This is a genomic window from Salarchaeum japonicum (genome assembly GCF_020614395.1).
In the GTDB taxonomy this organism is placed as follows: domain Archaea; phylum Halobacteriota; class Halobacteria; order Halobacteriales; family Halobacteriaceae; genus Salarchaeum; species Salarchaeum japonicum.
The window spans coordinates 669,663-695,648 of sequence record NZ_CP085324.1; the positions used below are offsets into that span (position 1 = coordinate 669,663).

The 25,986-nt window shown below is 67.0% G+C and carries 28 protein-coding genes and 1 tRNA gene; 18 read left to right on the forward strand and 11 right to left on the reverse strand.

Annotation, left to right across the window (positions count from 1 at the left end; genetic code table 11):
- From LI334_RS03835 to LI334_RS03865, 7 genes are all read left to right on the forward strand, one after another.
- Positions 1–636, forward strand: a complete 636-nt coding sequence (locus tag LI334_RS03835; RefSeq protein WP_227261853.1) for a 30S ribosomal protein S5 — start codon at positions 1–3, stop codon at positions 634–636.
- Positions 636–1,100 carry a 50S ribosomal protein L30 gene (gene rpmD / locus LI334_RS03840; RefSeq protein ID WP_227261854.1) on the forward strand — a complete coding sequence of 155 codons (465 nt, stop codon included), beginning with the start codon at positions 636–638 and terminating at the stop codon, positions 1,098–1,100. Before LI334_RS03835 ends, rpmD begins: the two co-directional genes overlap by 1 nt.
- 2 nt (positions 1,101–1,102) lie before the next feature.
- A complete protein-coding gene (locus LI334_RS03845) occupies positions 1,103–1,564 on the forward strand; it encodes an uL15m family ribosomal protein (protein ID WP_227261855.1) in 462 nt (153 codons plus the stop codon).
- 3 nt (positions 1,565–1,567) lie between these two features.
- Positions 1,568–3,028, forward strand: coding sequence for a preprotein translocase subunit SecY (gene secY / locus LI334_RS03850; protein WP_227261856.1), 1,461 nt, complete (start codon positions 1,568–1,570; stop codon positions 3,026–3,028).
- Between the two features lie 105 nt (positions 3,029–3,133).
- Positions 3,134–4,468 carry a Trk system potassium transporter TrkA gene (gene trkA, locus LI334_RS03855; protein ID WP_227261857.1) on the forward strand — a complete coding sequence of 445 codons (1,335 nt, stop codon included), beginning with the start codon at positions 3,134–3,136 and terminating at the stop codon, positions 4,466–4,468.
- Complete coding sequence (locus tag LI334_RS03860; RefSeq protein WP_227261858.1) at positions 4,465–6,021, forward strand: TrkH family potassium uptake protein; 1,557 nt, start codon at positions 4,465–4,467, stop codon at positions 6,019–6,021. Before trkA ends, LI334_RS03860 begins: the two co-directional genes overlap by 4 nt.
- Before the next feature lie 82 nt (positions 6,022–6,103).
- Positions 6,104–6,316 carry a hypothetical protein gene (locus LI334_RS03865; RefSeq protein WP_227261859.1) on the forward strand — a complete coding sequence of 71 codons (213 nt, stop codon included), beginning with the start codon at positions 6,104–6,106 and terminating at the stop codon, positions 6,314–6,316.
- Here the strand turns inward: LI334_RS03865 and LI334_RS03870 are convergent.
- The gene (locus LI334_RS03870; protein ID WP_227261860.1) at positions 6,306–7,040 is read right to left on the reverse strand and encodes an Lrp/AsnC family transcriptional regulator; all 735 of its coding nucleotides are present in this window, start codon (positions 7,038–7,040) and stop codon (positions 6,306–6,308) included. The two genes, LI334_RS03865 and LI334_RS03870, sit on opposite strands and share 11 nt — an antisense overlap.
- 93 nt (positions 7,041–7,133) lie before the next feature.
- On the opposite strand from LI334_RS03870, the gene LI334_RS03875 reads away from it, so the two are divergent.
- The 7 genes from LI334_RS03875 to LI334_RS03905 all read left to right on the forward strand — a co-directional run bounded on the left by LI334_RS03875 (position 7,134) and on the right by LI334_RS03905 (position 13,446).
- Positions 7,134–9,512 carry an amino acid permease gene (locus LI334_RS03875; RefSeq protein ID WP_227261861.1) on the forward strand — a complete coding sequence of 793 codons (2,379 nt, stop codon included), beginning with the start codon at positions 7,134–7,136 and terminating at the stop codon, positions 9,510–9,512.
- A gap of 46 nt (positions 9,513–9,558) precedes the next feature.
- Positions 9,559–10,203 (forward strand): adenylate kinase, encoded by a 645-nt coding sequence (locus tag LI334_RS03880; protein WP_227261862.1) that lies wholly within the window; start codon positions 9,559–9,561, stop codon positions 10,201–10,203.
- A gap of 65 nt (positions 10,204–10,268) precedes the next feature.
- Positions 10,269–11,159 (forward strand): DUF106 domain-containing protein, encoded by an 891-nt coding sequence (locus LI334_RS03885; protein WP_227261863.1) that lies wholly within the window; start codon positions 10,269–10,271, stop codon positions 11,157–11,159.
- Between the two features lie 43 nt (positions 11,160–11,202).
- A complete protein-coding gene (gene cmk / locus LI334_RS03890; RefSeq protein ID WP_227261864.1) occupies positions 11,203–11,781 on the forward strand; it encodes a (d)CMP kinase in 579 nt (192 codons plus the stop codon).
- Positions 11,778–12,647 (forward strand): RNA-guided pseudouridylation complex pseudouridine synthase subunit Cbf5, encoded by an 870-nt coding sequence (locus LI334_RS03895; protein WP_343750111.1) that lies wholly within the window; start codon positions 11,778–11,780, stop codon positions 12,645–12,647. The genes cmk and LI334_RS03895 overlap by 4 nt, the downstream gene beginning before the upstream one ends.
- A gap of 49 nt (positions 12,648–12,696) precedes the next feature.
- Positions 12,697–12,766 (forward strand) — tRNA-Pro (locus tag LI334_RS03900).
- 122 nt (positions 12,767–12,888) lie between these two features.
- Positions 12,889–13,446, forward strand: coding sequence for a response regulator (locus LI334_RS03905; RefSeq protein WP_227261866.1), 558 nt, complete (start codon positions 12,889–12,891; stop codon positions 13,444–13,446).
- On the opposite strand, the gene LI334_RS03910 is transcribed toward LI334_RS03905, so the two are convergent.
- The 5 genes from LI334_RS03910 to LI334_RS03930 form a co-directional block, all read right to left on the reverse strand.
- Complete coding sequence (locus LI334_RS03910) at positions 13,443–14,099, reverse strand: hypothetical protein (RefSeq protein WP_227261867.1); 657 nt, start codon at positions 14,097–14,099, stop codon at positions 13,443–13,445. The genes LI334_RS03905 and LI334_RS03910 overlap by 4 nt on opposite strands.
- A 77-nt stretch (positions 14,100–14,176) precedes the next feature.
- Positions 14,177–16,558 carry a bacterio-opsin activator domain-containing protein gene (locus LI334_RS03915; RefSeq protein WP_227261868.1) on the reverse strand — a complete coding sequence of 794 codons (2,382 nt, stop codon included), beginning with the start codon at positions 16,556–16,558 and terminating at the stop codon, positions 14,177–14,179.
- A gap of 174 nt (positions 16,559–16,732) precedes the next feature.
- Complete coding sequence (locus tag LI334_RS03920) at positions 16,733–17,161, reverse strand: type II toxin-antitoxin system VapC family toxin (RefSeq protein ID WP_227261869.1); 429 nt, start codon at positions 17,159–17,161, stop codon at positions 16,733–16,735.
- Positions 17,162–17,464, reverse strand: a complete 303-nt coding sequence (locus tag LI334_RS03925; RefSeq protein WP_227261870.1) for a helix-turn-helix domain-containing protein — start codon at positions 17,462–17,464, stop codon at positions 17,162–17,164.
- A gap of 123 nt (positions 17,465–17,587) precedes the next feature.
- Complete coding sequence (locus LI334_RS03930; protein ID WP_227261871.1) at positions 17,588–20,170, reverse strand: DUF7827 domain-containing protein; 2,583 nt, start codon at positions 20,168–20,170, stop codon at positions 17,588–17,590.
- Positions 20,171–20,434: 264 nt separating this feature from the next.
- On the opposite strand from LI334_RS03930, the gene LI334_RS03935 reads away from it, so the two are divergent.
- The gene (locus LI334_RS03935) at positions 20,435–20,695 is read left to right on the forward strand and encodes a type II toxin-antitoxin system HicB family antitoxin (protein ID WP_227261872.1); all 261 of its coding nucleotides are present in this window, start codon (positions 20,435–20,437) and stop codon (positions 20,693–20,695) included.
- Positions 20,696–20,947, forward strand: a complete 252-nt coding sequence (locus tag LI334_RS03940; protein ID WP_227261873.1) for a type II toxin-antitoxin system HicA family toxin — start codon at positions 20,696–20,698, stop codon at positions 20,945–20,947.
- 152 nt (positions 20,948–21,099) lie between these two features.
- Here the strand turns inward: LI334_RS03940 and LI334_RS03945 are convergent, their stop codons facing one another.
- Positions 21,100–21,357, reverse strand: coding sequence for a hypothetical protein (locus LI334_RS03945; protein ID WP_227261874.1), 258 nt, complete (start codon positions 21,355–21,357; stop codon positions 21,100–21,102).
- A 159-nt stretch (positions 21,358–21,516) separates the two neighbouring features.
- On the opposite strand from LI334_RS03945, the gene LI334_RS03950 reads away from it, so the two are divergent.
- Positions 21,517–21,786 (forward strand): AbrB/MazE/SpoVT family DNA-binding domain-containing protein, encoded by a 270-nt coding sequence (locus LI334_RS03950; protein WP_227262350.1) that lies wholly within the window; start codon positions 21,517–21,519, stop codon positions 21,784–21,786.
- Positions 21,787–22,140 carry a type II toxin-antitoxin system PemK/MazF family toxin gene (locus tag LI334_RS03955; RefSeq protein WP_227261875.1) on the forward strand — a complete coding sequence of 118 codons (354 nt, stop codon included), beginning with the start codon at positions 21,787–21,789 and terminating at the stop codon, positions 22,138–22,140.
- Here the strand turns inward: LI334_RS03955 and LI334_RS03960 are convergent.
- Genes LI334_RS03960 through LI334_RS13105 form a run of 4 tightly spaced genes read right to left on the reverse strand, consistent with a single transcriptional unit; the run spans position 22,127 to position 25,986 of the window.
- Entirely contained in the window at positions 22,127–23,044 is a 918-nt protein-coding gene (locus tag LI334_RS03960) for a DMT family transporter (protein ID WP_227261876.1), read from the reverse strand. The two genes, LI334_RS03955 and LI334_RS03960, sit on opposite strands and share 14 nt — an antisense overlap.
- A gap of 25 nt (positions 23,045–23,069) precedes the next feature.
- A complete protein-coding gene (locus LI334_RS03965) occupies positions 23,070–23,570 on the reverse strand; it encodes a CBS domain-containing protein (RefSeq protein ID WP_227261877.1) in 501 nt (166 codons plus the stop codon).
- A 21-nt stretch (positions 23,571–23,591) separates the two neighbouring features.
- Positions 23,592–24,809 (reverse strand): ABC transporter ATP-binding protein, encoded by a 1,218-nt coding sequence (locus LI334_RS13100; protein ID WP_319799822.1) that lies wholly within the window; start codon positions 24,807–24,809, stop codon positions 23,592–23,594.
- Positions 24,802–25,986 (reverse strand): ABC transporter ATP-binding protein, encoded by a 1,185-nt coding sequence (locus tag LI334_RS13105; protein WP_319799823.1) that lies wholly within the window; start codon positions 25,984–25,986, stop codon positions 24,802–24,804. The genes LI334_RS13100 and LI334_RS13105 overlap by 8 nt, the downstream gene beginning before the upstream one ends.

A 25,986-nucleotide genomic window follows, 5' to 3' on the forward strand; every position in this document is an offset into this window, starting at 1 on the left:
ATGAGCTACGACAGCTGGCAACCCAAGACACGCCTCGGTCGTCTCGTCCAGGACGGCGAGATCGACACGATGTCGGACGCGCTCAACACCGGCCTCCCGCTCAAGGAGCCCGAAATCGTCGACACTCTCCTTCCGGGGATGGACGACGAAGTGCTGGACATCAACATGGTTCAGCGCATGACGGACTCCGGCCGCCGCGTGAAGTTCCGATGCTCGGTTGTCGTCGGGAACCGCGACGGCTTCGTCGGGTACGCCGAGGGGCGTGACGACCAGGTCGGCGGCGCCATCGAGAAGGCGATCGGTATCGCGAAACTGAACATCATCGACGTTTCCCGCGGCTGTGGGTCGTGGGAGTGTGGCTGTGGGCGTCCGCACACGGTCGCGCTCAAGACGACCGGCAAGGCCGGGAGCGTCGAAGTCGAACTCCGTCCCGCCCCGCGCGGCCTCGGTCTCGCGGGCGGTGAGACGGTTCGGCACGTGCTCGACCTCGCCGGTATCGAGGACATCTGGACGCGCTCGTCCGGGAAGACCCGGACGACGGTGAACTTCGCGAAGGCGACGTTCAACGCGCTCCGCAACACCGCGGAAGCCCGCGTTCCCGAGCGCACGCGCGAGAAGCGCGAGGTGATCGAGTGATGCAGGCAGTCGTTCAACTCCGCGGCGACGTGAACATGCGTGAGACCGTGGAGGACACGCTCGACATGCTGAACATTCACAGCGTGAACCACTGCGCGCTCGTCCCCGAGACGGAGACGTACCGCGGGATGGTCGCGAAGGTCAACGACTACGTCGCGTACGGCGAACCGAGCGAGGACGTGCTCGTGACGCTGCTCGAAAAGCGCGCGGAGCCCGCGGAGGGCGACGCCGACGTGGACGACGAGTGGCTCGCGGAGAACACGGAGTACGACTCGGTCGAGGACTTCGCGTCCGCCCTCCTCGCGGAGGAGACGACGCTTCGCGAACAGGGTCTCTCGCCCGTCCTCCGCCTCCACCCGCCCCGCGGCGGTCACAAGGGCATCAAGCAGCCGCAGGCCGACGGCGGCCAGCTCGGCAAGCACACGACCGAGGAGATAGACAGCCTCCTCAAGGAGATGCGATAACGATGACTGATAAGAAACGACGCCAGCGCGGCACGCGCACGCACGGCGGCGGCAGTCACAAGAACCGGCGCGGCGCCGGTCACCGTGGTGGCCGCGGCAACGCGGGCCGCGACAAACACGAGTTCCACAACTACGAACCGCTCGGCAAACACGGCTTCACGCGCCCCGAGAAGGTCAAGGAGACCGTGCTCGAAGTCTCCGTCCGCGAACTCGACGAGGACGCCGCGTTGCTCGCGGCGGACGGTCTCGCGGAGGAGACGGACTTCGGCTACCGAATCGACGCTCGCGACGTGGTCGAGGACGGCCACGAGGCCGACGCCGTGAAGGTGCTCGGCGGCGGGCAGGTTCGGAACCAGCTCGAAGTCACGGCGGACGCGTTCACGGCGTCCGCGGTCGAACTCATCGAGGAAGAGGGCGGCGACGCCGTCCTCTCCGAGCGCGCGGAAGAAGAGAACGAGGACTAACCGATGGGCTGGAAGGAGGCTGCTGAACCGGTTCTCACGCGGATGCCCGCGGTCCAGCGACCGGAAGGACACGTCCCGTTCCGTCGGAAGCTCGCGTGGACGGCCGGTATCCTCGTCCTCTACTTCTTCCTGACGAACATCCCGGTCTGGGGCGCGGGCGGTCTCGCGGGGAACGACGTCTTCGGGCGGTTCCGGAGCCTGCTCGCGGGCTCGCAGGGCTCGGTGCTCCAGCTCGGTATCGGACCGATCGTCACGGCGAGCATCGTCCTCCAACTCCTCGGCGGTGCGAACCTCCTCGGGTTGGACACGAGCGACCCCCGAGACCAGGCGCTCTATCAGGGTCTCCAGAAAGTCCTCGTGATAGCGATGATCGTCATCACCGGACTGCCGATGGTGTTCCTCGGGAACTACCTTCCGCCGCAGCAAGCCGTCTACGGCGCGCTCGGCATCGGTTCGTTCGGGATGCAGGTGTTGATATTCGCCCAGATCGCCGCCGGTGGCGTCCTCATCCTCTTCATGGACGAGGTCGTCTCCAAGTGGGGCGTCGGGTCCGGTATCGGCCTGTTCATCGTCGCGGGCGTCTCGCAGAGCCTCGTGACGGGTATCATCGACCCGTCCGCGGGCATCCTCGCGACGTGGTTCAGCATTATCACCGGGTCGCTCTCGGTGCCGCCGCTGCTCACGTCGCAGGGCCTCGGGTTCCTGCTCATCGACGCCGCGTTGCTCTCCATCTTCACGACCGCGCTCATCTACGGCGTCGTCGTGTACGCGGAGAGCGTTCGCGTCGAGATTCCGCTCAGTCACGCTCGCGTGAAGGGCGCACGGGGCCGGTTCCCGGTGAAGCTCATCTACGCGAGCGTCCTGCCGATGATTCTCGTTCGCGCGGTTCAGATGAACATCAGCTTCGTCGGCCGCCTCCTCAACAACCAACTCGGGTCGGGGATGCCGGGCTGGCTCGGCGTCTACTCGGACGGGCAGGCCGTCGGCGGTCTGTTCTACTTCTTCAGCCCGATTCAGAGTCGGGGCGAGTGGATGCCGTGGCTCGGGCAGTCCGCGGCCACCCACGAGGCGTGGGAGATAGCGCTCCGCGTCGGCGTGGACTTGACGTTCATGCTCGTCGGCGGCGCTATCTTCGCCATCTTCTGGGTGGAGACCGCCGACATGGGTCCGGAGGCGACCGCGAAACAGATCCAGAACTCGGGCATGCAGATTCCCGGGTTCCGGCAGAACGTCGGCGTCATCGAGAAAGTCATGGAGCGCTACATCCCCCAGGTGACCGTCATCGGGGGTGCGCTCGTCGGCCTGCTCGCCGTCCTGGCGAACATGCTCGGCACCATCGGCCAGGTCACCGGGACCGGCCTCCTGCTCACAATCTCCATCACGTACAAGCTGTACGAGGAGATAGCCGAAGAGCAGATGATGGACATGCACCCGATGATGCGCCAGATGTTCGGGAACGAGTAACTCCTTCTTATACCTTCTTCCTGCGTCCGTAGTCCGCGGCTCGAAACTGTCTTTTGTGCGGGATTCGAGACGACGTGTATGTACGACGCTCGGGGTGTTCGCTGAGTGCGAATCCTCGTCATCGGCGCGGGCGAAGTCGGGTCGAGTATCGCGGGAAGCCTCGCGGACGCGCACGAAATCGTCGTGTTGGACGTGGACGGCGACCGCGTCGATTCGTTGACGTTCGAGCACGACGTGCTCGCGATTCAGGGCGACGGCACGTCCCTGGACGACCTCGAAGCGGCGGAGGCCGCGTCCGCGGACGTGGTCATCGCGAGCACCGACGAGGACGAGACGAACCTCGCGGCGTGCGCGACGGTGAAGACGGTGACGGACGCGTTCACCATCGCGCGCGTCGAACAGCCGTCCTTCCTGCGGACGTGGCAGCGCTCCCGGGGCGTGTTCGGCGTGGACTTCATGGTGTGCACCGACCTCCTGACCGCGCAGGCCATCGTGCGCATCGTCGGACTGCCGACGGCGCGGGACGTAGACCCGTTCGCGAACGGACTCGTGCAGATGGCGGAGTTCGAGGTCAGCGCGGAGAGCCCGCTCGCCGGGCAGACCGTCGCGGAGGCGGACACGTTCGACGCGTTGACGTTCGCGGCCCTGGTGCGCGACGAGGAGGTCGTGTTGCCGCGCGGCGACACCGTCATCGAGCCGAACGACCAAATCATCGTCATCGGGCGACCCGACAGCGTGGAGGCGTTCGCGGGCGCGGTGTCGCCGGAGGCGGAGACGGACGTCGAGGACGTGGTCGTGGTCGGCGGGAGCACGACGGCCTATCAGGTGACGCGCCTCCTCGAAGAGCGCGGGTTGTCGCCGACGCTCATCGAGCAGGACGAGGCGCGGGCGCGCGAACTCGCGGAAGCCCTCCCGGACACGACCGTCCTCCAGCACGACGCGACCGACCGCGACTTCCTGGAGCGCGAGCACATCGGGGACGCGGATTTCGTCGTGTCGATGCTGGACTCGGACGAGAAGAACCTGCTCGTCGCGCTGCTGGCGAAGCGCGTGGGCGCGGCGCGCACGGTCGCGGTCGTGGACAACCCCCAGTACGTCCCGCTGTTCCAGACGGTCGGCGTGGACGTGGCCGTGAACCCGCGCGAGGTGACTGCAGAGGACATCACGCGGTTCACCCGAGAGCGCCAGGCCGAGAACGTCGCCATCATCGAACCGGAGAAGGCGGAGGTGCTTGAAGTCGAGGTCGGCCCGGAGAGCGTGCTCGTCGGCCGGCCGATTCGGGAGGCGGTCGCCGACCTCCCCGCGGGGTTCGTCATCGGCGCTATCACGCGGGACGGCCAGTTCGTCACCCCGCGCGGTGACACGGTCGTGGAGCCGAACGACCACGTCGTCGCGCTCGTGACGAACGAGGCGCACGACGAGGTCGCAGACCAGCTATGAGGCTGTGGGTGGCGTGGCGGGCGAGCCTGAGCCTGGTCGGCACGGTCGTGAAGTGGCTGTCCGTCCCCCTGTTGTTCCCGCTCGCGCTCGCCGCCTACTACGGTGACGGCGTCGCCGTGTTCGCCGCGACTATCGGCGTCGCGTTCGCCGCGGGCTGGCTGCTCGAACGACTCGACGACGACCCCGACCTGGGGTCGCGGGAGGCCTTCCTGATGGTCGGCGTGACGTGGCTCGCGGTGAGCGTCGTCGGCGCGCTCCCCTACCTCCTCGAAGCCCACGGCATCCCGGGCGTCGTCGCGGGGAGTCCGGATTCGACGCTCGCAGACCCCGTGAACGCGCTGTTCGAGTCGATGAGCGGGTTCACGACCACGGGCGCGACCGTGATGGGACACATCTCCTTCGACCACCACTCGCGGGCGCTGATGATGTGGCGGCAGGTGACGCAGTGGCTCGGCGGCATGGGAATCGTCGTGCTCGCGCTCGCCATCCTTCCCCAGCTGTCGGTCGGCGGCGCGCAGTTGATGGAGGCCGAAGCCCCCGGCCCGGGCCTGGAGAAACTCACGCCCCGCATCGCGCAGACCGCGCGGCGGCTCTGGGGGCTCTACCTCGGTCTCACGGCGCTCGAAGTCGTCGTGCTCGCGCTCGCCCACGAGGTCGAACTCGCCCCGAACATGGGGCTGTACAACGCTGTCGCGCACGGATTCACGACGATGCCGACCGGCGGGTTCAGCCCGGCGGCGCGGTCTATCGAGGCGTTCTCCGCGGTCGCGCAGTGGATCATCATCCCGTTCATGGTCGCGGCGGGGACGAACTTCGCGCTGTTCTGGCACGCTACGGTCGGCGACCGCCGCTTCCTCGACGACACGGAGTTCCGGTGGTACGTCGGCGTGCTCGGCGTGCTCACCGCGGTTCTCGCCGGACTCCTGTTCACGGGTCAGTTGACGGACGCGGAGAACGTCGGGCGCGTCGCGGGCGCGGTCGAACCCGCGCTCCGGCACGCCGCGTTCCAGGTCGCCGCCATCGTCACGACCACCGGGTACGCGTCGATGGACTTCACGCTCTGGGGGGAGCCCGCGAAGTACCTCCTGTTCGCCATGCTGTTCGTCGGCGGGAGCGCGGGTAGCACCGGCGGCGGTATCAAGATAATCCGCTGGATAGTCGTTGCGAAGTCCGTCAAGCGCGAGCTGTTCACGACCGTCCACCCGGACGCGGTGAAGCCCGTGCGTCTCGGGGGGCGCGCGCTCGACGAGAAGTCCGTGCGCGGCATCCACGCGTTCACCCTCCTCTACCTCGGTATCGTGCTCGTCGGCACGTTCCTCGTCGCTCTCTTCGGCACGCACGGCGGCGAACCGCTCACGGTGTTCGAGTCGCTCGCCGCCACCGCTTCGACCGTCGGGAACGTCGGGCCGGCGTTCGGGTTCGCCGGGCCGATGGGGAACTACCTCTCGTTCTCCGCGCCCGCGAAACTCCTGATGGTCGCGTTCATGTGGATCGGCCGCCTCGAAATCTTCCCCGTGCTCGTCCTCCTCACCCGCTCCTACTGGGCGAGTTAACGACAACGCAATATACGGGGATTCTGTTGGCGTTTCCCGAATCGTGCTAGTGTTTTATGGTGGATGCGGAACGAAGGGTGGTATGGCACGAATTGGCACGGAACGTGGTCGGCGGGTGCTCGCGCAGCGAATCGCGGACACCACCGAGACCTGCGGGGACTGCGGGTTCACGGGGACGCTCCTCGGGAGCGCGTGGCGGACGTCCGTCGGCCGGCACGCCCGCCGCGACACGACGGTCTACCGGCTCCGCTGTCCCGACTGCGGCGAGCGAACCGCCGTCGAACTCACGCTCTGAACGCGTCGAGCGTGTCCGTCGGCACGCTCGTCGATGAGTACACCTTCACGAGGTCGTCCGCGCGGAGCGTCGTGTCACCCTTCGGCGTGATGGTCGCGCCGCCCCGCTCGACCGCGACGACGAGCACGTCCTCCCCGACCAGCCCCGCCTCGTTCGCCTCCTGGAGCGTCTTCCCGTCCAGGGGCGCGTCCGCCTCCACCGTCACCGCGATGACCTCGTCGTCGGCCCCCCGTCCGAACGGCTCCCGGGACGCGTCGTCGGCCGCGCCCGGCCCGAACGGTCCGTACGGCCGGTAGTGTTCGTCCTGCAGGAGCGCCTCGTCCTCGATGTCGAGGCCGACGTTCGTCAGCTTCCGCGCGAGCCGCGAGAGGTCGTCCGTGTCCGTCCCCACCACCTTCACCGCGAGGTTCCCGCGGCCGCTCATCACCTCCCGCACCTGCACGACGCCCGGCACGTCGAGCGCCTGCTGGGCGAGGTGCGCGCGCTCCGACGCCGACGCCGTCGCCGTGATGACGTTCGTGAGCCGGCCCTCCACGCGCTCGTAGTCCACGTCCGCGTGGTAGCCGCGGATGACGCCCGCGTCCTCCAGTTTCGCGATGCGGTTGCGCACCGTCCCGGGGGACACGTCCATCTCCTCCGCGATGTCCGGCGCGCTCGTGTTCCGGGCGTCACGTTCGAGCGCGTGGATGACTCGCCGGTCGAGTTCGTCGAAATCGTACTCCATACTTATACCTCGTTGCGGATTGCGGAATAGTTGTCGGGGTCGTTGCGCCGCGCAGTCAGCACGCTTTTTACGGGCACGGTCGTCGTGTGGCCTATGTCTGACTCCGCGGAGGCCTCCGACGGATCGCACGACGTCGAGGCCGAACTCTCCCGAGACATGGGTCTCTGGGGGATCACGTTCATCGGTATCGGCGCGATGATCGGCGCGGGCGTGTTCGCGCTCACCGGCTTCGCGGCCGGCCTCGCCGGCCCCGCGCTCCTGCTCGCGTTCCTCCTGAACGGCGTCATCGCCTCCTTCACCGCGATGAGCTACGCCGAACTCGGCGCGGCGTTCCCGCGCTCCGGCGGCGCGTACAACTGGGTCACCGAAGCCATCCCCCGCCCCTGGGGCTTCTTCACCGGCTGGACGAACTGGTTCGCGCAGGCCGTCGCATGCGCACTCTACGCCGTCACGTTCGGCTCCTTCTTCGTCGAATTCCTCGTCATCCTCGGCCCGCTCCACCACGACTTCTCGCTGTTCGGCGTCATCACGCACTCCGTCCTGGCGAAGGCGCTCGCCGCGCTCGTCGTCGCGTTCTTCGCGTACATCAACTACCGGGGCGCGGAGGAAACCGGGAAAATCGGTATCGTCGTCACCACCGTGAAGGTCGTCATCCTCGGTCTCTTCGTCGTGTTCGGCGCGCTCGCCACCGTCAAAGACCCGAACTGGACGACGAAGTTCCTCGGCGACCGCGGGTTCTTCGCGAACGGCGTCACGGGCGTGCTCGCCGCGATGGGCTTCACGTACGTCGCGTTCGAGGGCTACGACATCATCGTGCAGTCCGGCGAGGAGGTCAAAAACCCCGGGACGAACATCCCGAAAGCCATCTTCTACTCCATCGTCGTCGTCATCCCCATCTACGTCCTCGTCGCGTTCGCCGCCATCGGCGGCATCGACATCACCGCCGACATCCTCGAAATCGCCGGCGTCTCCGGCACGCCCGCGGACTGGACGACCTGGCAGTTGCTCGGTGAGATGGGCGAACTCGGCATCATTCAGGCCGCCGGCCAGTTCGTCCCCTACGGCCTCCCCCTGCTCCTCGTCGCCGGGCTGACCGCGACGATGAGCGCGCTGAACGCGACGCTCTACGCGTCCTCCCGCATCGCGTTCTCGATGAGTCGGGATAAACTCCTCCCCGACCCCCTCTCCCGCATCCACGACACCACCCGCGCGCCCTACTACTCCATCTTCGTCTCCGGCGGCATCATCGGCCTCATGGCCATCACGCTCCCCATCGAGTCCGTCGCCGCGTCCTCGTCCGTGATGTTCCTCCTGCTGTTCTCCATGGTGAACGTCGCGGTCATCGCGATGCGGAAGAACCGCCCCGACCTCGAACGCCCCTTCGAGGTTCCGTTCATGCCCGTCCTCCCGATTCTCGGCATCTTCTTCCAGCTCCTGCTCGCGCCGTTCCTCCTCACCTCGCTCGGCCTCCAGCCCGGCCTCGGCCCCGAGTCCGAGGGGTTCGTCGCGCTCGTCACGATGCTCATCTGGTTCGCGCTCGGCGTCGGCGTCTACTACAGCTACTCCCAGGAGCGCGAACTCGAACGCATGGAAGAACAGACCCCGGCGGTCGTCACGGAACGCGCGCCGGAAGACCGCGAGTACCAGATCGTCGTCCCGGTGTCGAACCCGGAGAACGTCGAGCAGTTCATGCGGACCGCCATCGACCTCGCGCAGGAGAACGACGGCGAAATCCTCGTGATGAGCGTCGTCACCGTCCCCCAGCAGACGCCCATCGCGGAGGGCCGGGCGTTCGCGGACGAGAAACGCGAGGTCATCGACGAGGCGATGTCGTTCGCGGAGGACGAGAACGTCCCCGTCTCCGGCACCGTCCGCATCGGCCACGACGTCTCGACGGCCATCCTGAACACGCTCGAACAGCAGTCCTCGGACGCCGTCCTGCTCGGCTGGCGGGGCCGCGGCCGCCGTCGCGACGCCGTCCTCGGGAGTAACGTAGACGCCGTCGTCACCGGCGCGCCCTGCGACGTGTTCGTGGAGAAAATCGGGACGGACGCGGACGGGAGCGTGGACTCCATCCTCGTCCCCGCGGCCGGCGGCCCGCACGGCGAACTCGCGGCGGAGGCCGCGCGCGCCGTCGCGCACTCCGAGGACGCGCCCGTCACCGTGTTCCGCGTTCGCTCCGGCGGCGAGGACGCCGGCGAGAACGTGCTGGACAACGTCACGGCCGCGCTCGGCGACGTCGAAGTGTCCGTGAAGGAAGTCGAGGCCGACGACGTGGCGGACGCCATCGTCGCGGAGACGGCGAACCACGACCTCACGCTCATCGGCGCGACCCGCGAGGGCATGCTCCAGCAACTCGTGTTCGGCGCGATTCCCGAGGAGGTCGGGCGGCGCGCCGAGTCCACGGTCTTGATGGCGAAACGCAACCTCGGCATCACGTCCCGCCTCCGCCGCTGGCTGCGCTGGGAATAGTTCCGCAATCGACCGCTTTATGCCCGTGCCGCGGGCACTGAAACGTATGACTGACGCCGACCCACGCATCCTCATCCTCGGCGCGCCCGGCGCCGGGAAGGGGACGCAGAGTCGCCGACTCGCGGAAAACTACGGTATCGAGCACGTCACCACGGGCGACGCGCTCCGCGCGAACAAACACATGGAGACCGAGTACGGCACGCCCGCGGAGTTCATGGACGCCGGCGAACTCGTCCCCGACCCCGTCGTGAACGAAATCGTGAAGGCGGCCATCGAGGACGCCGAGGGCTTCGTGCTCGACGGCTACCCCCGGAACGAGTCCCAGACGGAGTACCTCGACGAAATCACCGACCTCGACGTGGTGCTCTACCTCGACGTGGCCGACGACGAACTCGTCCGCCGACTCACCGGCCGCCGCGTCTGCGAGGAGTGCGGCGCGACCTACCACGTGGACTTCAACCCGCCCGAGGAATCCGGAACCTGCGACGAGTGCGGCGGCGACCTCTACCAGCGCGACGACGACACCGAGGAGACCGCGCGCGAACGCATCACCGTCTACGAGGAGAACACCCAGCCCGTCATCGACTACTTCCGCGACGCCGGCCTGCTCGTCGAAATCGACGGCGAGCAGACGCCGGACGAGGTCTGGGCGGACGTGGAGGACGCGGTGGACGTGCACCTCGACGCGTAGCGCCCGCGACGCGACGGACGAGTAGGGACAGGTTGATGAACGCCCGCTCCCGACCCCCTAGGTAGATGGCTCGAACCGAACAGACAGTCCGGTCGCTCGTCCGCGAAGACCCCGAGCTGGCGGACGCCCTCGAACGCCTCCTCGCCCAGCAGGAAGACGGCGACGAGGACGCCCTGAAGTGGCGGAACGTGAAAGAGGACGTGACGACCGGTCAGTGGGGTCGCCTCATCGAGAAAGGCGTGCTGGAGGACGCCGACGACGGCTTCCGGCTCGCGGACACGGACGAAATCCGGGAGGCGCTCTCCGAGGACGTCGAGGTGGAGGACGACGACGACGATTCGAGTTGGTCGCAGTGGGATAAGATGGCGGCCGTCGGCGCGCTCGCGATGATGGCCGGGTACTCCATCAACAGCGTCCGGAACACCGTCGGCGGCGCGCTCGACATGCTCCTCGGGCCGCTCGACGCGATGCTCCCCTTCTACCTCGTCATCCTCGTGCTCGCGACCCTCACCGGTCTCTACTCCACCATCCTCCAGGACAACCTCATGGACATGTCCGGGATGGGCGAACACCAGGAGCGCATGCAGGAGATTCAGGACGCCCAGAAGGAAGCGCGCGCGAACGACAACGACGAGCGCCTCGAACAGCTCCGCGAGGAACAGATGGAGCTGATGGGCGACCAGCTCGGCATGTTCAAACAGCAGTTCCGGCCGATGGTGTGGATCATGCTCATCACCATCCCCGTCTTCCTCTGGATGTACTGGATGCTGCTCGCGGGCCACGTCGATTCCGGCGAGGGCAGTATCGTCCTCCCGATGTTCGGCCAGCTCGAACTCCTGGACGGCGTCGCCGGGTTCTTCCCCGCGTGGATCATCTGGTACTTCTTCTGCACGATGAGCATCGGCCAGATCCTCCGGAAAGCCCTCAACGTCCAGACCGGTCCGGACACGGCCTGACGCGGTTCACAACCTCTTTACTTCGCGCGGGCCGAGGACTGATATGTTGATTACTATCTCGGGCCCGCCGGGGTGCGGGAAGTCCACGAACGCCGCCGCGCTGGCGGACGCACTGGACTACGAGCACGTCTCCGGGGGCGACATCTTCCGGGCGCTCGCGGACGAGCGCGGGCTCTCCCTCGCGGAGTTCAACGAACTCGCGGAGACGGACGACCAGATAGACCGCGACCTCGACCAGCAATTGCGGGAGACGGCGCGCACGCACGACGACCTCGTCCTGGAGTCCCGACTGGCCGGGTGGATGGCGGGCGAGTACGCCGACCTCAAGATTTGGTTGGACGCGTCGCTCGAAGTCCGCGCGGAGCGCATCGCGGAGCGCGAGGACAAATCCGTTGCGGACGCGCTCGCGGAGACGGAGGAGCGCGAGGAGTCGGAGACGGCGCGCTACCGCGAGTACTACGGTATCGACTTCGACGACCGCTCCATCTACGACCTCGCGGTGAACACGGCGCGCTGGGGGGAGGACGCGACGCTCGACCTCCTGCTCGCGGCCGTGGAGCGCTACGACCCGAGCGCGGACGAGGGCGCGACCCCCGTCGAGGGCGTCACGTACGAGTTCTGATGCGCGCACCACCGACGGAGCGGTCTGTCGAGAGCCTCCTGGAGTTCGGGGTCGTGAACCTCGACAAGCCGCCGGGCCCGTCCGCGCACGAGGTGTCCGCGTGGGTGCGGGACTTCGCCGGCGTGGAGAAGGCCGCGCACGCGGGCACGCTCGACCCGAAGGTCACGGGCTGTCTCCCCGTGCTCACCGGGACTGCGCCCCGGCTCGCGCCCGCCCTGCTGGAGGGGTCGAAGGAGTACGTCGCCGTGCTCGAACTCCACGACGACGCTCCCGGCGATCTCCGCGACGTGGTGGCCGAGTTCGAAGGCCCGCTCTACCAGAAGCCGCCGCGGAAGTCCGCGGTCTCCCGCCGCCTCCGCGTCCGCGAAATCCACGCGCTCGACGTGCTCGAAGTCCGTGAACGCCAGGCCCTCCTCCGCATCGACTGCGAGAGCGGCACCTACGTCCGGAAGCTCTGTCACGACCTCGGACTGGCGCTCGGCACCGGCGCACACATGGGCCACCTCCGCCGCACCGCGACCGGGCCGTTCACGGACGCTGACCTCGTGTCGATGCACGACTACGTGGACGCGCTCGCCGAGTGGCGAGACCGCGGCACCGAGGACTGGATTCGCGGCGTCGTCCAGCCCGCGGAGAACGCGCTCGTCCACCTCCCGCACGTCACCATCGCGCCCTCGGCCGCCCGCGAAGTCGCGAACGGCGCGCCCGTCTACGCGCCCGGCGTCATCGACCACGACGACCCCGCCCCCGGCGCGCTCGTCGCCTGCATCACCCCCAACGAGTCCGCCGTCTGCCTCGGTCGGGCCACCGACGTCATCGACGCCGACGCGGGCGAAGCCGTCACCCTCGAACGCGTCCTCGTGTAGCCCGCGAAACGAAGCCCTTAACCCCGGGCCACTCCTCGAAACACGTGTGGGGCCGTGGGGTAGCGGTATCCTCGGCGCATGGGGTGCGTCGGACCCGAGTTCGAATCTCGGCGGGCCCACTCAAACTTCTACTGACCACCGAGCGACAGCCCCCGGTACGCGGTTCTCGCGTCTCCCGGGGTCGTTTTAGGATGTTTGGTAGAAGGCTTTTATCCGTCACCCGGGAACGTTCGGGCGATTCGTGTCCCAACATACCGTCGCCGTGGTCGAGGACGAGCAGTCAGTCCGCGACCTCTACACGGCCTGGCTCGCCGACGCGTACGACGTTCGGACGGCGGGAACGCTCGCGGACGCTCGCGGCGTGCTCGACGCGTCGGTGGACGTCGTGTTGCTCGACCGCCGGCTTCCGGACGGGTCGGGCGACGACCTGCTCGCGACCATCGACGACCGGCGTCTGGACTGTCGGGTGGCGATGGTCACCGGGGTCGAACCGGACTTCGACGTGGTGTCGCTCGGGTTCGACGACTACCTCGTGAAGCCCGTGGAGCGCGAGCGGGTGGTCGAGACGGTCGAACGCCTCCTCGACCTCCGGAACTATCCCGCGGCCGTTCGCGCGTTCTACCAGACGGCGGCCGCGAAGGCGTCGCTGGAGGCCGCGAAATCGCCGGACGCGCTCGCGAGCGACGACCGGTACGCCGCGCTCTGCGAGGAGTTCGAGAACCTTCGAGAACGCGTGCAGGCGACCGCGGCGACGACCGACCCCGTGCTGGTGCGCGCGCTGTTCCGCGACCTCGCCTAGGTGTGGCCGAAGCACTTCAGGACGAGCGCGAGGAAGCAGACCGCGCCGATAGTGGGAACGATGAGCATCAGCATCGGGTGGTTCGCGATGTGCGCGGCTTCCAGCAGGCCGACGGCGAGGTAGGCGGCGACGAACACCATCGCCGGGCCGAGCAGGAACCACGCGGTCAGCGGGGAGCGCTTGGTAGTCGCGGTTTCCCCGTCGTCGGGTTTGACGAACGCGATGTCCGTAACGCCGAGTCCGTGGGGCGTGCAGCGCCGCTTCACCATCCACCACGCGTCCCGGCAGTCGCTCGGGAGTTCGTGCACGAACACGACGAGGTAGTCGCAGTCCCGGCCGACGGTTTCGAGGTGGCGGTGGATGCCGGCGTGGCCGTACGCTGACAGGCCGTCCACGAGTTCGACGCCGACGGTGTCCTCGACGAGCAGGTCGCACTCGCGGCTCCCGTTCTGCACGTCCACGTCGACGTTCCCGAGCGCGGTTCGGAGTTCGCTCCGCACCCACTGCGCGAGGTGGCGGCCCTCGGGCGGCGACGCGAACCCGTCCTCGCAGAGCGCCTGCTGCACCTCCTCGAAGAGAACTGCGTCGTCGTCGCTCGGCCGCGGCTCGGTCGTCGTGGCGCGTGCGTTCCGCGCGGACTGGTTCAGGGACATCGTCGCTCGCGTGAACGTTCCTCACACAGGACCCAATCCTTACTGCCGAACCGTATCGAACGCCCGCGCCCGCGACCCTAATCGTTTAGGTCGGCGTGGTCGCCGAACGCCGCCGCGAACACCGTGCCGAGCGCCTTCCGGAGGTGCTGGTGGAACGTCGGCGCGCTCACGCCCATCGCCTCCGCGACCTCCTCGCCCGTGTGCTCGCGCGGCCACGAGAAGAACCCGTGCTCGTACGCCGTCCTGAGCGCCGTGCGCTGTTTCTCCGTCAACCCCTCCACGAGCACCGCCGGCTGGGACGCCCGCTGGGAGCGCCGCACCAACTCGATACCCGGCAGTCGCTCCTCGCACGCCGCGACGAACTCGCGCACGGAGCGCGTCCGCGGCACCGTCACCGACACCTCGACCTCCCGCGGCGTCGCCGTCAACGACTGCACGGACGCGCCGTGCGCCGCCAACACGTCCACCGCCGGGAACTCGGACACCACGAGCCCGACGAGCGAGCGGTCGGCGTCCGAGTCGAACACGTCCACGGACTCCACGGACACGAGCGCGTCCGCCGCCGCCGACACCGCCGCCGGGTCGGCGTCCGCGACCGCGACGTACACCAGCCACGACCCGTCGTCCTTCGACACCACCTCCTCCAGGTCGAACGTCGCGCCCGTCCGCCGCGCCATCGCCGACACCGGCCCCGTCGCGTCCGGCACCCGGAACGTCACCTCCACGTCCCCGCCCGTCACGAGAGCCTCCTTGCGTTCCGCCGCGTTCACCGCGCTCGCCACCGTCGCCGCGAGCTCGCTCAGTATCTCGCGCTCCTCCCGGCCGAACTGGTTCGCGCGCCGGCCGTACACGACGAGCACGCCGTACGACCCGCCGTCGAAGGACAATGGGAACGCCGCCGCCGACCCCGCGCCCGCCGCGAGCGCGCGCCGCCGCCACCCGCCGCCCGCCGCCGACACCAGGTCGGACACGACCACGGGTTCGTCGCGCTCTACCGCCCGCCACGCCGGCGACGCCGTCGCGTCCTCCACCGCCAGCGCGTCCAGAATCGACTCGCCAGCGCCCGCCCACGCCCGCGGCGACACCTCGCCGTCATCCAGCGTCCCCGTCCACGCGAACACGTACTCGTCGTCCGCCGCGAGCGACTCGCACACCGACCGCTCAACGTCCTCCCGGCTCGACGCCCCCAGCAGTCCCGCCTGCGTCCGCCGCACCAGCGTGTTCGTCCGATTCACCTCCTCTAAGCGCTCCGTCTTCGCCGCCAGCTCGCGCTCCTGCTCCCGCAGTGCGGCCTCCCGGTCGTGCCGGTCGAGCGCCGCCGCCGTGTTCGCCGCCAACACCTCCACCACCGTCACGTCCACGTCGTCGAACCCGCCCGACTCCGACCCCGCGACGAGCACGCCGTGCGACCCCACGGACACCACCAGCGCCGCCAGCTCCCCGAACACGGCCGCCGACTCCACCGTCCGCGTCTCCTCCGCGACGAACGCATCCCACACCGCCGACCCGTCCCCCAGCACGGGCAACTCCCCCGGCGTCCCGTTCGCCGTCGCCGCCGCGACCAGCGCGCGCTCGTCCGCGTCCCACCGGTAGAACGCCGTCCGCGCCAACCCCAGCAGGCCGTCCGCCGCACCGACCGCGTACTCGAACACGTCCTCGGGCGTCTCCGCCGTCACCAACGCCCGCGTCGTCTCGTGTAGCGTCGTCACCGCGCGCTCGCGCGCCACCCGCTCGCTCACGTCCCGCCCCACACCCGCGACGTGCGTCACCCGGCCGTCGTCGTCCGTAATCCGGGAGAACGTGAACTCGAACGGCACCGCGTCCTCGCCCACCGCCGCGTCCACGCGCGCACTCCCCTCCGCGACCGCCGCCTCGAACGCCGCCGCCACCGCCTCCCGGTCGTCCGACGCGACGACCGACTCCGGCTCCACCTCGCTCGGGTCTCTCCCCCCCATCACGTCCTCCGCCCGCGAGTTCCAGTGCGTCACCTCCCCCGACACGTCCGCCACGAAGAACACGTCCCGCACCGCCTCCACCGCGTCCTCCACGAACGCCCGACTCGCCGCCAACTCGCGCTCCGTCTCGTACGCCTCCGCCGCGTTCACCACCGTATTCACGAGGATATCGAACTGCCCCCGCCCCGGGCGCTTCTGCACGTACTCCGTCGCCCCCAGACTGATCGCCTCGCTCGCCACGTCCTCACTCCCCGCCCCCGTCAACAACACGAACGGCAACTCCGGACGCTCCGCCCGCACCGCCTTCAGGAGTTCGAGGCCGTCCATCGCTGGCATCTCGTAATCGCTCACCACGCACGAAAACCCCTCCCCCAGCCGGTCGAGCGCAGCGCTCGCGCTCGTCTCCGCCACCACGTCCACGCCGCGCCGCTCCAGGAACTCCACGGTCACCGACAGGAACGCCTCGTCGTCGTCCACGACGAGCACCCGCAAACCGTCGCTCATACCGCTCAGTACCTACCCGCCACGTAAACCATTAATCTTCTCGATGTGACACACACTCAGCGAAACCAACCCACCGGACGGCGTCGCCACTACGCCGAGTGAAAACAAAGAAGAAATGCTGCGGGTGTGACCGCTATCGGTACTCAACACGGACCTATTTCGACCTATCCATCGCTACGCGTACGGATTGTCCGCAGTCGATAGCCGTGTAATCGTGTCGAACCGGTCGAAATCGTCGTCGAAACTGTAGACGTACTCGATTCCGACTCGGTTCATGTACGCCGCCGTTACAGCGTCCGCGAGTTCGAGATTTCGCTCTCGAATGAATATCACCTGTCCGTCCGCCTGATCCGATTCGGTCGGATGAACGAGTTCGATGTTCTTGCTGTCTTCGAGGTACTGGAACGTTTCAACCGCTCTCCCCCAGGTCGTGTTCTTCTGAATCGACGCCAGTGCCTCCATCAGATTCTGTGAAAGCACGTGAACGAGCGGGAGGTCTCCCTGGTCGACTGCGTCCATACTCTCGCTCGCTCGGTCGTGGAACGCGTCACGGCGGCTTCGGTCCGCGAAAAGAACGTTCGCGTCGACGACAGCCCGAACCATTCAGTTCCGCGTGTGCGATGCTTCCGTCTCTTCGAGCGCGTTCGTCTCCCCCATGTCGATAGGGTCGGGGCGCTCGGCGTCCCCACGCGGCACCCACCAGAGCACGATACCGCTCGTCTTCCGCCGCCGCACCAGCCCACGCTCGTGAAGCGCGTTCAGGCGCGCCCGGGCGTCGTCCGTCGAGCAGCCGAGCACGTTCGAGATATCGCTCGTCGTCACCACCGGCGGCTCCATCGTCTCAACGACTTCGAGCACGTCCTCAGCGCTCACCGTCGTCGTCGGTTCCGAGTCGGTTCCACTCATACCCGAGCGTACACCGGTATCGCGTAAAAGCATTCGCCCACCGACGGCGTCGCCACTACGCCGAGTGAAAACAAAGGGAAAGAATGCTGCGAGTGTGACCGCTACCGGCGGTCAGTCGTTATTTTAGTTGTCGCGGCGGAGCGCGAGGAGCGCAGCGCCGAGGACCGCGACGAGCGCGAGACCGACGCCGAAGCCGGGCGTGCTACCGGACGAGCCTTCCTCCGTCGTCGTCGTGGAGGCAGCCGTCGTCGTGGTAGTCGTCGACGTGGTGGACGTCGTGGACGTCGTGGTAGTCGTCGACGTGGTGGACGTCGTGGACGTCGTGGACGTCGTCGACGTGCCCGTGGACTCGACGACGTTACCGTCAGCCGTCGTGTCCGTTTCGGTGTTCGAGACAGTGAACATGTCGCCGGCACCGATTCCCTCGGGCGACGTCATGTCGAACGTGCCGGACCAGCTACCGTCAGCCTGGACCGTCACCTTCGTGCTCTTCACGAATGCGGGCTGGGTGTCCTCCGTGGACTGAAGGCGCACGGTGAATTCCGTACCGGGCGCGTAGGTCGACATACCGGAGATGGTCTGCCCCGTCGCGGCGGTCACGTTGACCGGGTCGGACGAGTAGGAGACCTCACCAGCGACGGTGTCGAAGGACGCCGTCACGGACTGGTGGTCTTCGTCGCTCGTGCTGCCGAGAAGACGGTCGTCAGCGACGGTGAACGTCGCGTTGAACGAGTCGTCAGAGTCGACAGATGCGGAGTCACCGCCGAGGCCGCGCTCCCAGTCAGCCGAGCTCGGCTGGTAGGCGACGTAGTAGGTGTCGTTAGCGGCGTCGGAGATGATGCGGAAGTCCGTGCTGCTCGTGTTGAGGACCTTCGCTTCACGGTTGGACTCGGGGTTCGTCTGCTCAACGCTGAGCGTGACGTTCCCGTTGTCGAGAGCGTCGGCGAGGTTGTCGTTAGCTGCAACGAGACCCTCGAGGCCGGTCGCATCAACCTGGTGGACGACGTAGTCGCCCGTGGCGATGCTGTCATCCTGCGTGAGGGAACCTTCCTCGATGAGGCTCGCAACGTCACTGTAGTCCGCGTCTGCCGGGATGGTAGGCGCGGTCCACAGGTTCATGCCGTTCGTGGCGCGCTCCGTAATGAAGAGCGTGCCAATCGAGTCGGCGGAGTCGACAGTCGTGCTGTAGTCGTCGCTGTTGTCACCAACCGTCGCGTACAGGCTGTAGTCGCCCGTGTCGAGGAGGTTGGAGAGGTCGCTCTGCGTACCGTAATCGATGTCGTCGCCTTCACTCACGGACACCGGGGCACCGAATGCCGATTCGTTACCCGCGGTGTACGTGTTGAACTTGATCGTGACCTGATCGTCACCGTTGCCGTCAGTCACGGTCATGTTCGCCTGGTAGCCGGACTGCGCGTCGTTACCGATAACGACGGTCGCAGTGTCCTGCGCACCAGTGATGTCAACGGTGATTTCGCCGACGTTGCCCTGAATCACGTCGTAGCTACCGGAGCCAGCGAAGGCGACTTCGCCAGCTGCGGCTTCCGTGACGGTGATGGAGTCGGACGCGGTCGCGTCGGTGTCAGCCACGTCGAACGTGAAGTTGTACGTGGCGGCCGTCGCGTCAGTGAAGTTCAGTTCCGTGGTGCTGTCAGCGGGAAGACCGGAGAGGACGACGGTGTCGTTCGTATCGTCGTCGTCCATGTCTTCAACGCTGACATCCTCGTAGTTGTCGTTGAAGATCTCCTGAACCGTGCTGGCTGCGACGTCACCGTCCCACTGGACGTAGACATCGTAGCCGCCACGGTTGGAGTCGAATTCGAGGTCAGCAGTTCCAGCAGCGTTCGACACGGAGTCCGCGGAGAGGGTTGCGTCGAACGTCTGGACTGCTATCTCGAAGGACGCGTTATCGGTGCTCGATGCTGCACCGTTGGAGACGCCGTCGTCACCGATGGTGAGCTTGGTCTTCGAGTCGTCGACGATGTAGTAGTCACCGTCGTAGCCAGACGTGCTGAGAACCGCGGAGCCGTTCTCATCGAGACTGAACTCGGTGACAAGGCCGCCGTCCTCAGCGAACCGAATCTGGTACGTGTCTCCCTCACTGTCGCTACCGTCCTGGGCCTGGAAGAACAGGTCCTGGCCCTGCCAGAACGTGCCGTTCGTGCTCACGTTCGCGTCAGAGCCGGAACGGTCAGAAGCGCCAGCTCCGATAGTGAGGTCAGCCGAAACCTGGGAACCCGAGGACTGTGGGTTAATGTCGACTGTACCCGTGTATACCCCGTCCGAGGACGGATTTGTGAAGTCAGTTAGGACGACTTTGAACTGCTCGCCGTCCTGAACCTGGGTACTGTCAAATTCGACTTTAATAGTTTCTCCATTGTTTGTCGGGGACTGCGCAGTCGCATTACTGACTTGGGTACCGTTGTAATAGACGGTAGCCGAGGTGGTGCCTGCGAAGGTCCCATCAAAGTTGTTCGTGTTGGAGAAGTCGATTGTAATTGCCTGTGCGCTGCTGTTGTCAAGAGTAGAACCAACCGTAACGGTTGAGTTCAGCGTAGTTGTCGCACCGGGCGTTTCATCCTGCACACTGAAGGTCCCTCCGCTCGCTGCGGCAGCGCCACCGGCGAAGGCGACGGTGCCCGCGAAGACGGACATGACCATCAGCGCGCTGAGGAGCACGCCGCGAATCTTATTGTTTCCTGTCATAGTTTGTTACTGGGGTCGCACGTCGGCTTTCGGCTCGCTGCGTACTCGCTGACGCACATGGGTAGGGGTACACTCACTCTTTACGTAGCCTGCATTAAATGCTTTGTGTGTTTCACCATCGTTGCCGTGGCCCAGACGGGCGTCTCAGGCCGCGTAAATGCTTTGTGCAGAATCGGAGAAAATTCGTTTAAGTATGGTATTCGTTGGCGTGGGGCAGTGGGTGGGCGGGGAACACTTATTCCCGCCGTCCGAGTATCACTCTGTATGAGCGCGACGACCGATGACGCGACCGATACGGGCGTCGAATTCACCTACGAGAACGGCCTCGTGACCGCACGAGACCTGGAAACCGGCGTCGCCGCGAGCGGTGACTCCAAAGCCGCCGCGCTTGCGATGCTCGCGGACGCCCTCCTCCTCCACGAAGGCGGTGGTGAACCCATCGAAGACCCAGACGCGTTCCTCCGCGAACTCGACATCGAACCCAGCGAACTCGACGAGGACGAGACGCCACCGCCCTGGCTCTGAATGACGTACGCCGACTTCTCCGGCCGCGAAATCGTGAAAGCGCTGCGCTCGAAACGATACCGGCCTATCGGGCGAACCGGGAGTCACGTCAAACTTCGATACGAGCATCCGGAGACGGACGAAGTCCGCATCGTCACCGTTCCGCTCACCGACGCGAACCACATCTCCCAGGATACCTATCGATCCATTGCCGCGCAGTGCGGCGCGGACGACTTCGACGCGTGGTGTACGTGGATCGCGGACAACTGCTAACCTCCCGTTTCGGAACCGCCAGACGCGTGAGGTCGGTGGCTGTCCTCCTCCCTGTCGAGCTCGGTGTCCACGAGACGAATCGTGTGTTCCAGAAACGGCCTCGACAAGTACAGCGACGTGTCCCGCTCCAGCGCGCGGATACGCGACTTCGGCTATCCCTCGTTACTCAGGCCCCACGAAACGTCGTCCTCGATGGCACTCGCGGCAGTATCGACATCCCGAACGATATCCGCTCCGAGTTCGTCGACGGCCTCCTCGCGGGAAATCTCACCGGTGAGGTACTTGCTAATCACAACATCCCGCCAGAGGTCGTCGACTCCTTTTTCGACCGCTTGCTGAATCACCGCCGATTCGTTCTCCTCGTTGTATCGTGCGATTTCGCGCACACGCTCGGAGACATCCGTGGACATATTTGGGGATACGTGCGCGGCCACAATAAGCAATGGCACCGTCCAGCGACAAAAACGAGTACGTCCCGCGCAGGGATACACCTCCGCCACGCCGAACGCTCGTCACGACAACTCCCGACGACGGCCGCCGAAACACCGAAGTATACGAATATGATATGAATACGTATCAGTGAGACGCGTCGCGTCGGCCAGCGCGGACAGGTGACGATACCGAAGGAACTCCGAGAACGACTGAACATCACGGGCGGCGACGACGTGGTCGTACGCGAGGAGGACGGCCGCATCGTCATCGAACGCCCCGTCACGCGCGACGACCTCGCCGCCGGCTATCGCGAGCGCGCCGAACGCGACCGCCGACTCGCCGACGAACTCGACGGCATCTCCAGTGAGGCCGACCGCGGACTCGGCGACGCCCCCGGGTGGGAGTAGATGCGCGTCCACCGCGGCGACATCGCCATCGTCGAACTCGACCCCACGAAGGACTCCGAACAACGCGGACCACGTCCGTGTCTCGTCCTCCAGAACGACATCGGAAACGAGAACGCCCCGACGACTATCGTCGCACCGTTCACGACCTCGTTCGGCGACCGACGCTACCCCTTCGAGGTCCTCGTGCGCGCGAGCGAGTGCGCGCTCCGCGAGGACGCCGTCGTGCTCTGCAGCCAGCTCCGAACCGTCTCAATCGACCACCGAATCACCGAGGTCGTCGGTTCCGTCCCCGACGACACGATGCGCGAGGTCGACACTGCGCTCGAATACAGTCTCGGCCTCACCGCCCTCTGACCCGCCACGACCCGACTTCCTCCTGTATCGCGTCCCGCTTCAGGAGGCAGAAACCGAGGAAGATGACGGCGAACCCGGCGGCCGTGGTGGCGTCCAGCGCTTCGCCGAGCACGAGGAAGCCGGAGACGGCGGCGAACACGGGCGCGACGTAGGAGACGAGGTTGATTTCGATGGGGCCGAGGCGGTCGAGGAGGTCGAAGTAGATGAGGAAGCCGAGCGCCGACGCGACCAGGGAGAGGTAGGCGAGCGCCGCGACGGCCTCCCACGTCCACTCCACCGCCAGCGGCTCCCCGATACCCAGGCTCACGGCGTGCATGAGGAGCGCGCCGAGCAGCATCGACCAGCCCTCCATCGTCTCGATGGGGAGGTCGGCGTCGAGGTACTTCGTGAGCACGCTCCCGAGCGCGAAGCACGCCGCCGCGCCGAACACCAGCGCCTCCCCCAGCAGACCGGACTCGAACGCCGCGCTCCCGGGGTTCGCCAGAATCACCACGCCCACCAGACCGAGCAGTAATCCGAGCAGGCCCGCGGGCGCGAGGCGCTCCTCCGGCAGGAACACTCGACTGAACCCCGTGGTGAGCACGGGACTCAGGCTCACGACGACGGCGGCGGACGCGCTCGTCACGTCCGGACTCGTCTCCCCGACGAACAACAGCGCGTGGTAGCCCGCGATGAGGAACACCGCCCCCACCCAGACGAGCAGCCACTCGCGGCGACCCGTCGGACGCGGATGGTCGGTCGCGTACCACGCGTACGCGAGCATCAACACGCCCGCCACGTCGTACCGGAGCGCCGCGAACAACACCGGCGGGAAGTACGACAACCCCGCTTTGATGGCCATGAACGCCGCACCCCACGCCGCGGCGAGCACGAGGAACAGCGAGAGGTTCCGATACCGGGACACACGGAGAGTCGAACCGACAGAAGGGTTAGGGTTTCGATGCGCGCTCGTCCCGGAACGCCCGCACAACGTCCTCGCGCGTGATGATACCCACGAGGTCGCCGCCGTCCAGCACGGGCACGCGATTCACGTTCGGGTCGTCCGTCGCGAGGATGTCGAGCACGTCGTCGATGGACGCGTCCGGCGCGACGGTCTCCACGTCCCGCGTCATCACGTCCCGCACGGGCTTCCCCGCGGCCGCCGCCAGGTCGAGTTCCGCGTCGAGCTCGTCCCACGACAGGTCTATCGCGTACTCAACCGTCTCCAAGAACGGCGGGAGGCCGATGGGAATCCAGAGCGTGCGGTCGCTCGGCTCGAACAAGTCCACGAAGTCCCGCTGGGTCACCACGCCCACGAGTTCGCCGTCCTCCAGGACGGGAAACCCGTTGAACTTCCGCCGGGAGAGCTTTCCGAGGACGTCCGCGACCTCGTCGTCCGCATCGACGGTCTCTACGTCCGCCGTCATCACGTCGCGCGCGAGCAGCGTCATACCCGGAGAGACGAGACCCCGCTACGTAGTGGTTGCGGGGTCGTCCAGGTGGCAGGCCGCGGGCTGACTGCCGTCGTCGAGCTCGGGAGAAGCGGTCTCGCAGACGGACTGGAACGTGTCCCGCAACCGCCCGCGGGCCGCCTCGTCGTCGCCCGCCGCGAGCGACTCGAACGCGTCCTCCATCGCCTCGCGAGCGCGCCCCGACAACTCGGCCGACACGTGCTCCGTCCACTCGTCCGCGGACGACACGTCGCCCGAGCCGAAGTCCCCGCGCTCCAGTCGGTCGCGCACGTCCATCACCGCCCGGAACGCCGCCTGGTCGATATCCAGGTCGTTCGGGGGAATGACGTGCGGACACCGCGTGCGGAACCGACACCCGCTCGGCGGATTCCTGGGCGACGGCACGTCCCCGCTCAGCGTCCGCACCTCCCGCTCGGACTCCATCGTGTCCGCGCGCGGCACGCTCTCCAGCAGTGCCTGCGTGTACGGATGCCGGGGGTTCTCGAAGATGTCGTCTACCTCCCCTGTCTCCACGATCTCCCCGAGGTACATCACCGCCACGCGGTCGCTGATGTGCCGCACCACGGAGAGGTCGTGCGCGATGAACAGGTACGTCAGCCCGAGGTCGTCCTGGAGGTCGTCGAGGAGGTTCAATATCTGCGCCTGCACGCTCACGTCGAGCGCCGACACCGGCTCGTCCAGCACGAGGAAGTCGGGTTCGAGCGCGAGCGCGCGAGCGATACCGACGCGCTGGCGCTGTCCGCCCGAGAACTCGTGCGGATACCGGTCGAACTGGTCGGCCGACAACCCCACGCGCTCCAGCAACTCCCGCACGCGCTCGTCCGCGTTCGCGACGCCGTGCACGCTGAGCGGCTCCCGGACGATCTGCCCGATAGTCATCCGGGGGTCGAGGCTCGCGAACGGATCCTGGAAGACGATGCCGGCGCGCCGCCGGAACTCCGTCAACTCCTCGCCCGACAGGTCGCCGACGTTCGCGCCGTCGAACTCCACGGTGCCGCCCGTCGGCTCCCTGAGCCGGAGCACGGTCTCGCCCGTCGTGGACTTCCCACAGCCCGACTCGCCCACGAGGCCGAGCGTCTCGCCCTCCTTCACGTCGAACGACACGCCGTCCACGGCCTTCACCGCGTCCGGCTCCCGCCGGAACACGGTGTCGAGGAGGCTGTCCCGCTCGTAGTAGTACTTCTCCAAGCCGTCGACCGAGAGTAACGTCTCACTCATCGCTATCACCCGTGAAGTAGTCGTCCGGGAGCGCAGTCGCCTCGTCGTACTCGTGATCCGCGAGGTAGCACTTCGCCGCGTGCTCGTCGCTCCCGTCCTCGCACGCGAATTCCGGCGGTTTCTCCAGGCACTCCTCCATCGCCTTCGGACACCGGTCGGCGAAGTAACACCCGCCGCCCATCTCCGAGTCGAGGAGGCTGGGAACGTTCCCCTCGATGGGGTTCAGTCGCGGCGCGGGGTCGTCCAGGTCGGGGATGCTCCCGAGAAGCCCCTTCGTGTAGGGGTGGACGTTCTCCTCGAACACGTCCGCGAGCGTCCCGCGCTCCGCAATCTCGCCCGCGTACATCACGCCGACCCGGTCGGCCATCCGCGCGATGACGCCGAGGTTGTGCGTGATGAGCATCACGCTCATCCCGCGCTCCTCCTGCAACTCCGACAGCAAGTCGAGAATCTGCGCCTGAATCGTCACGTCGAGCGCCGTCGTCGGCTCGTCCGCGATGAGCACGTCCGGTTCGCCCGCGAGCGCCTGCGCGACCATCGCCCGCTGCAGCATTCCGCCGCTGAACTGATGGGGGTACTCGTCGTAGCGCTCCTCGGGGTCGGGAATCCCGACGAGGTCGAGGAGTTCGATGGCGCGCGAGCGCGACTCCTCGGAGACGTAGCTCTTCGTCGGCAACAACGCGTCAGTGAACAGCGACCCGAGGCCGTAGCCCTGCGTGCGAGACCGGGTGGCGCGCGGGTTCGCCTCCGCGCGCCGCTGGACCTCCACCGCCTCCGCTATCTGCTCGCCGACCGACACGGAGGGGTTGAGACTGCTCATCGGATCCTGGAATATCATCCCGAAGTCCGGGCCGCGGAGCGCGCGGCGCTCCCGCTCCGGCAACTGGAGGAGGTCGACGTACTCGCCGTCCACCGCCTCCTCGTCGTACGCCTCGCGAGCGCGCTCAGCGAGCTCCGGATGCCGATACCAGATTTCGCCGTCCGTCACCTTCCCGGGGTTCTCGACGAGGTCGACGATGGAGAGCGCGGTGACGGACTTCCCGCTCCCGGACTCCCCGACGACCCCGAACACTTCCCCGCTCTCGATGGTGAAACTCACGTCCTCGACGGCGTTCACCTGGCCCTGCTCCGTGAAAAAGCGCGTCGAGAGTCCCTCGACGCGAAGCACGTCCGTCAT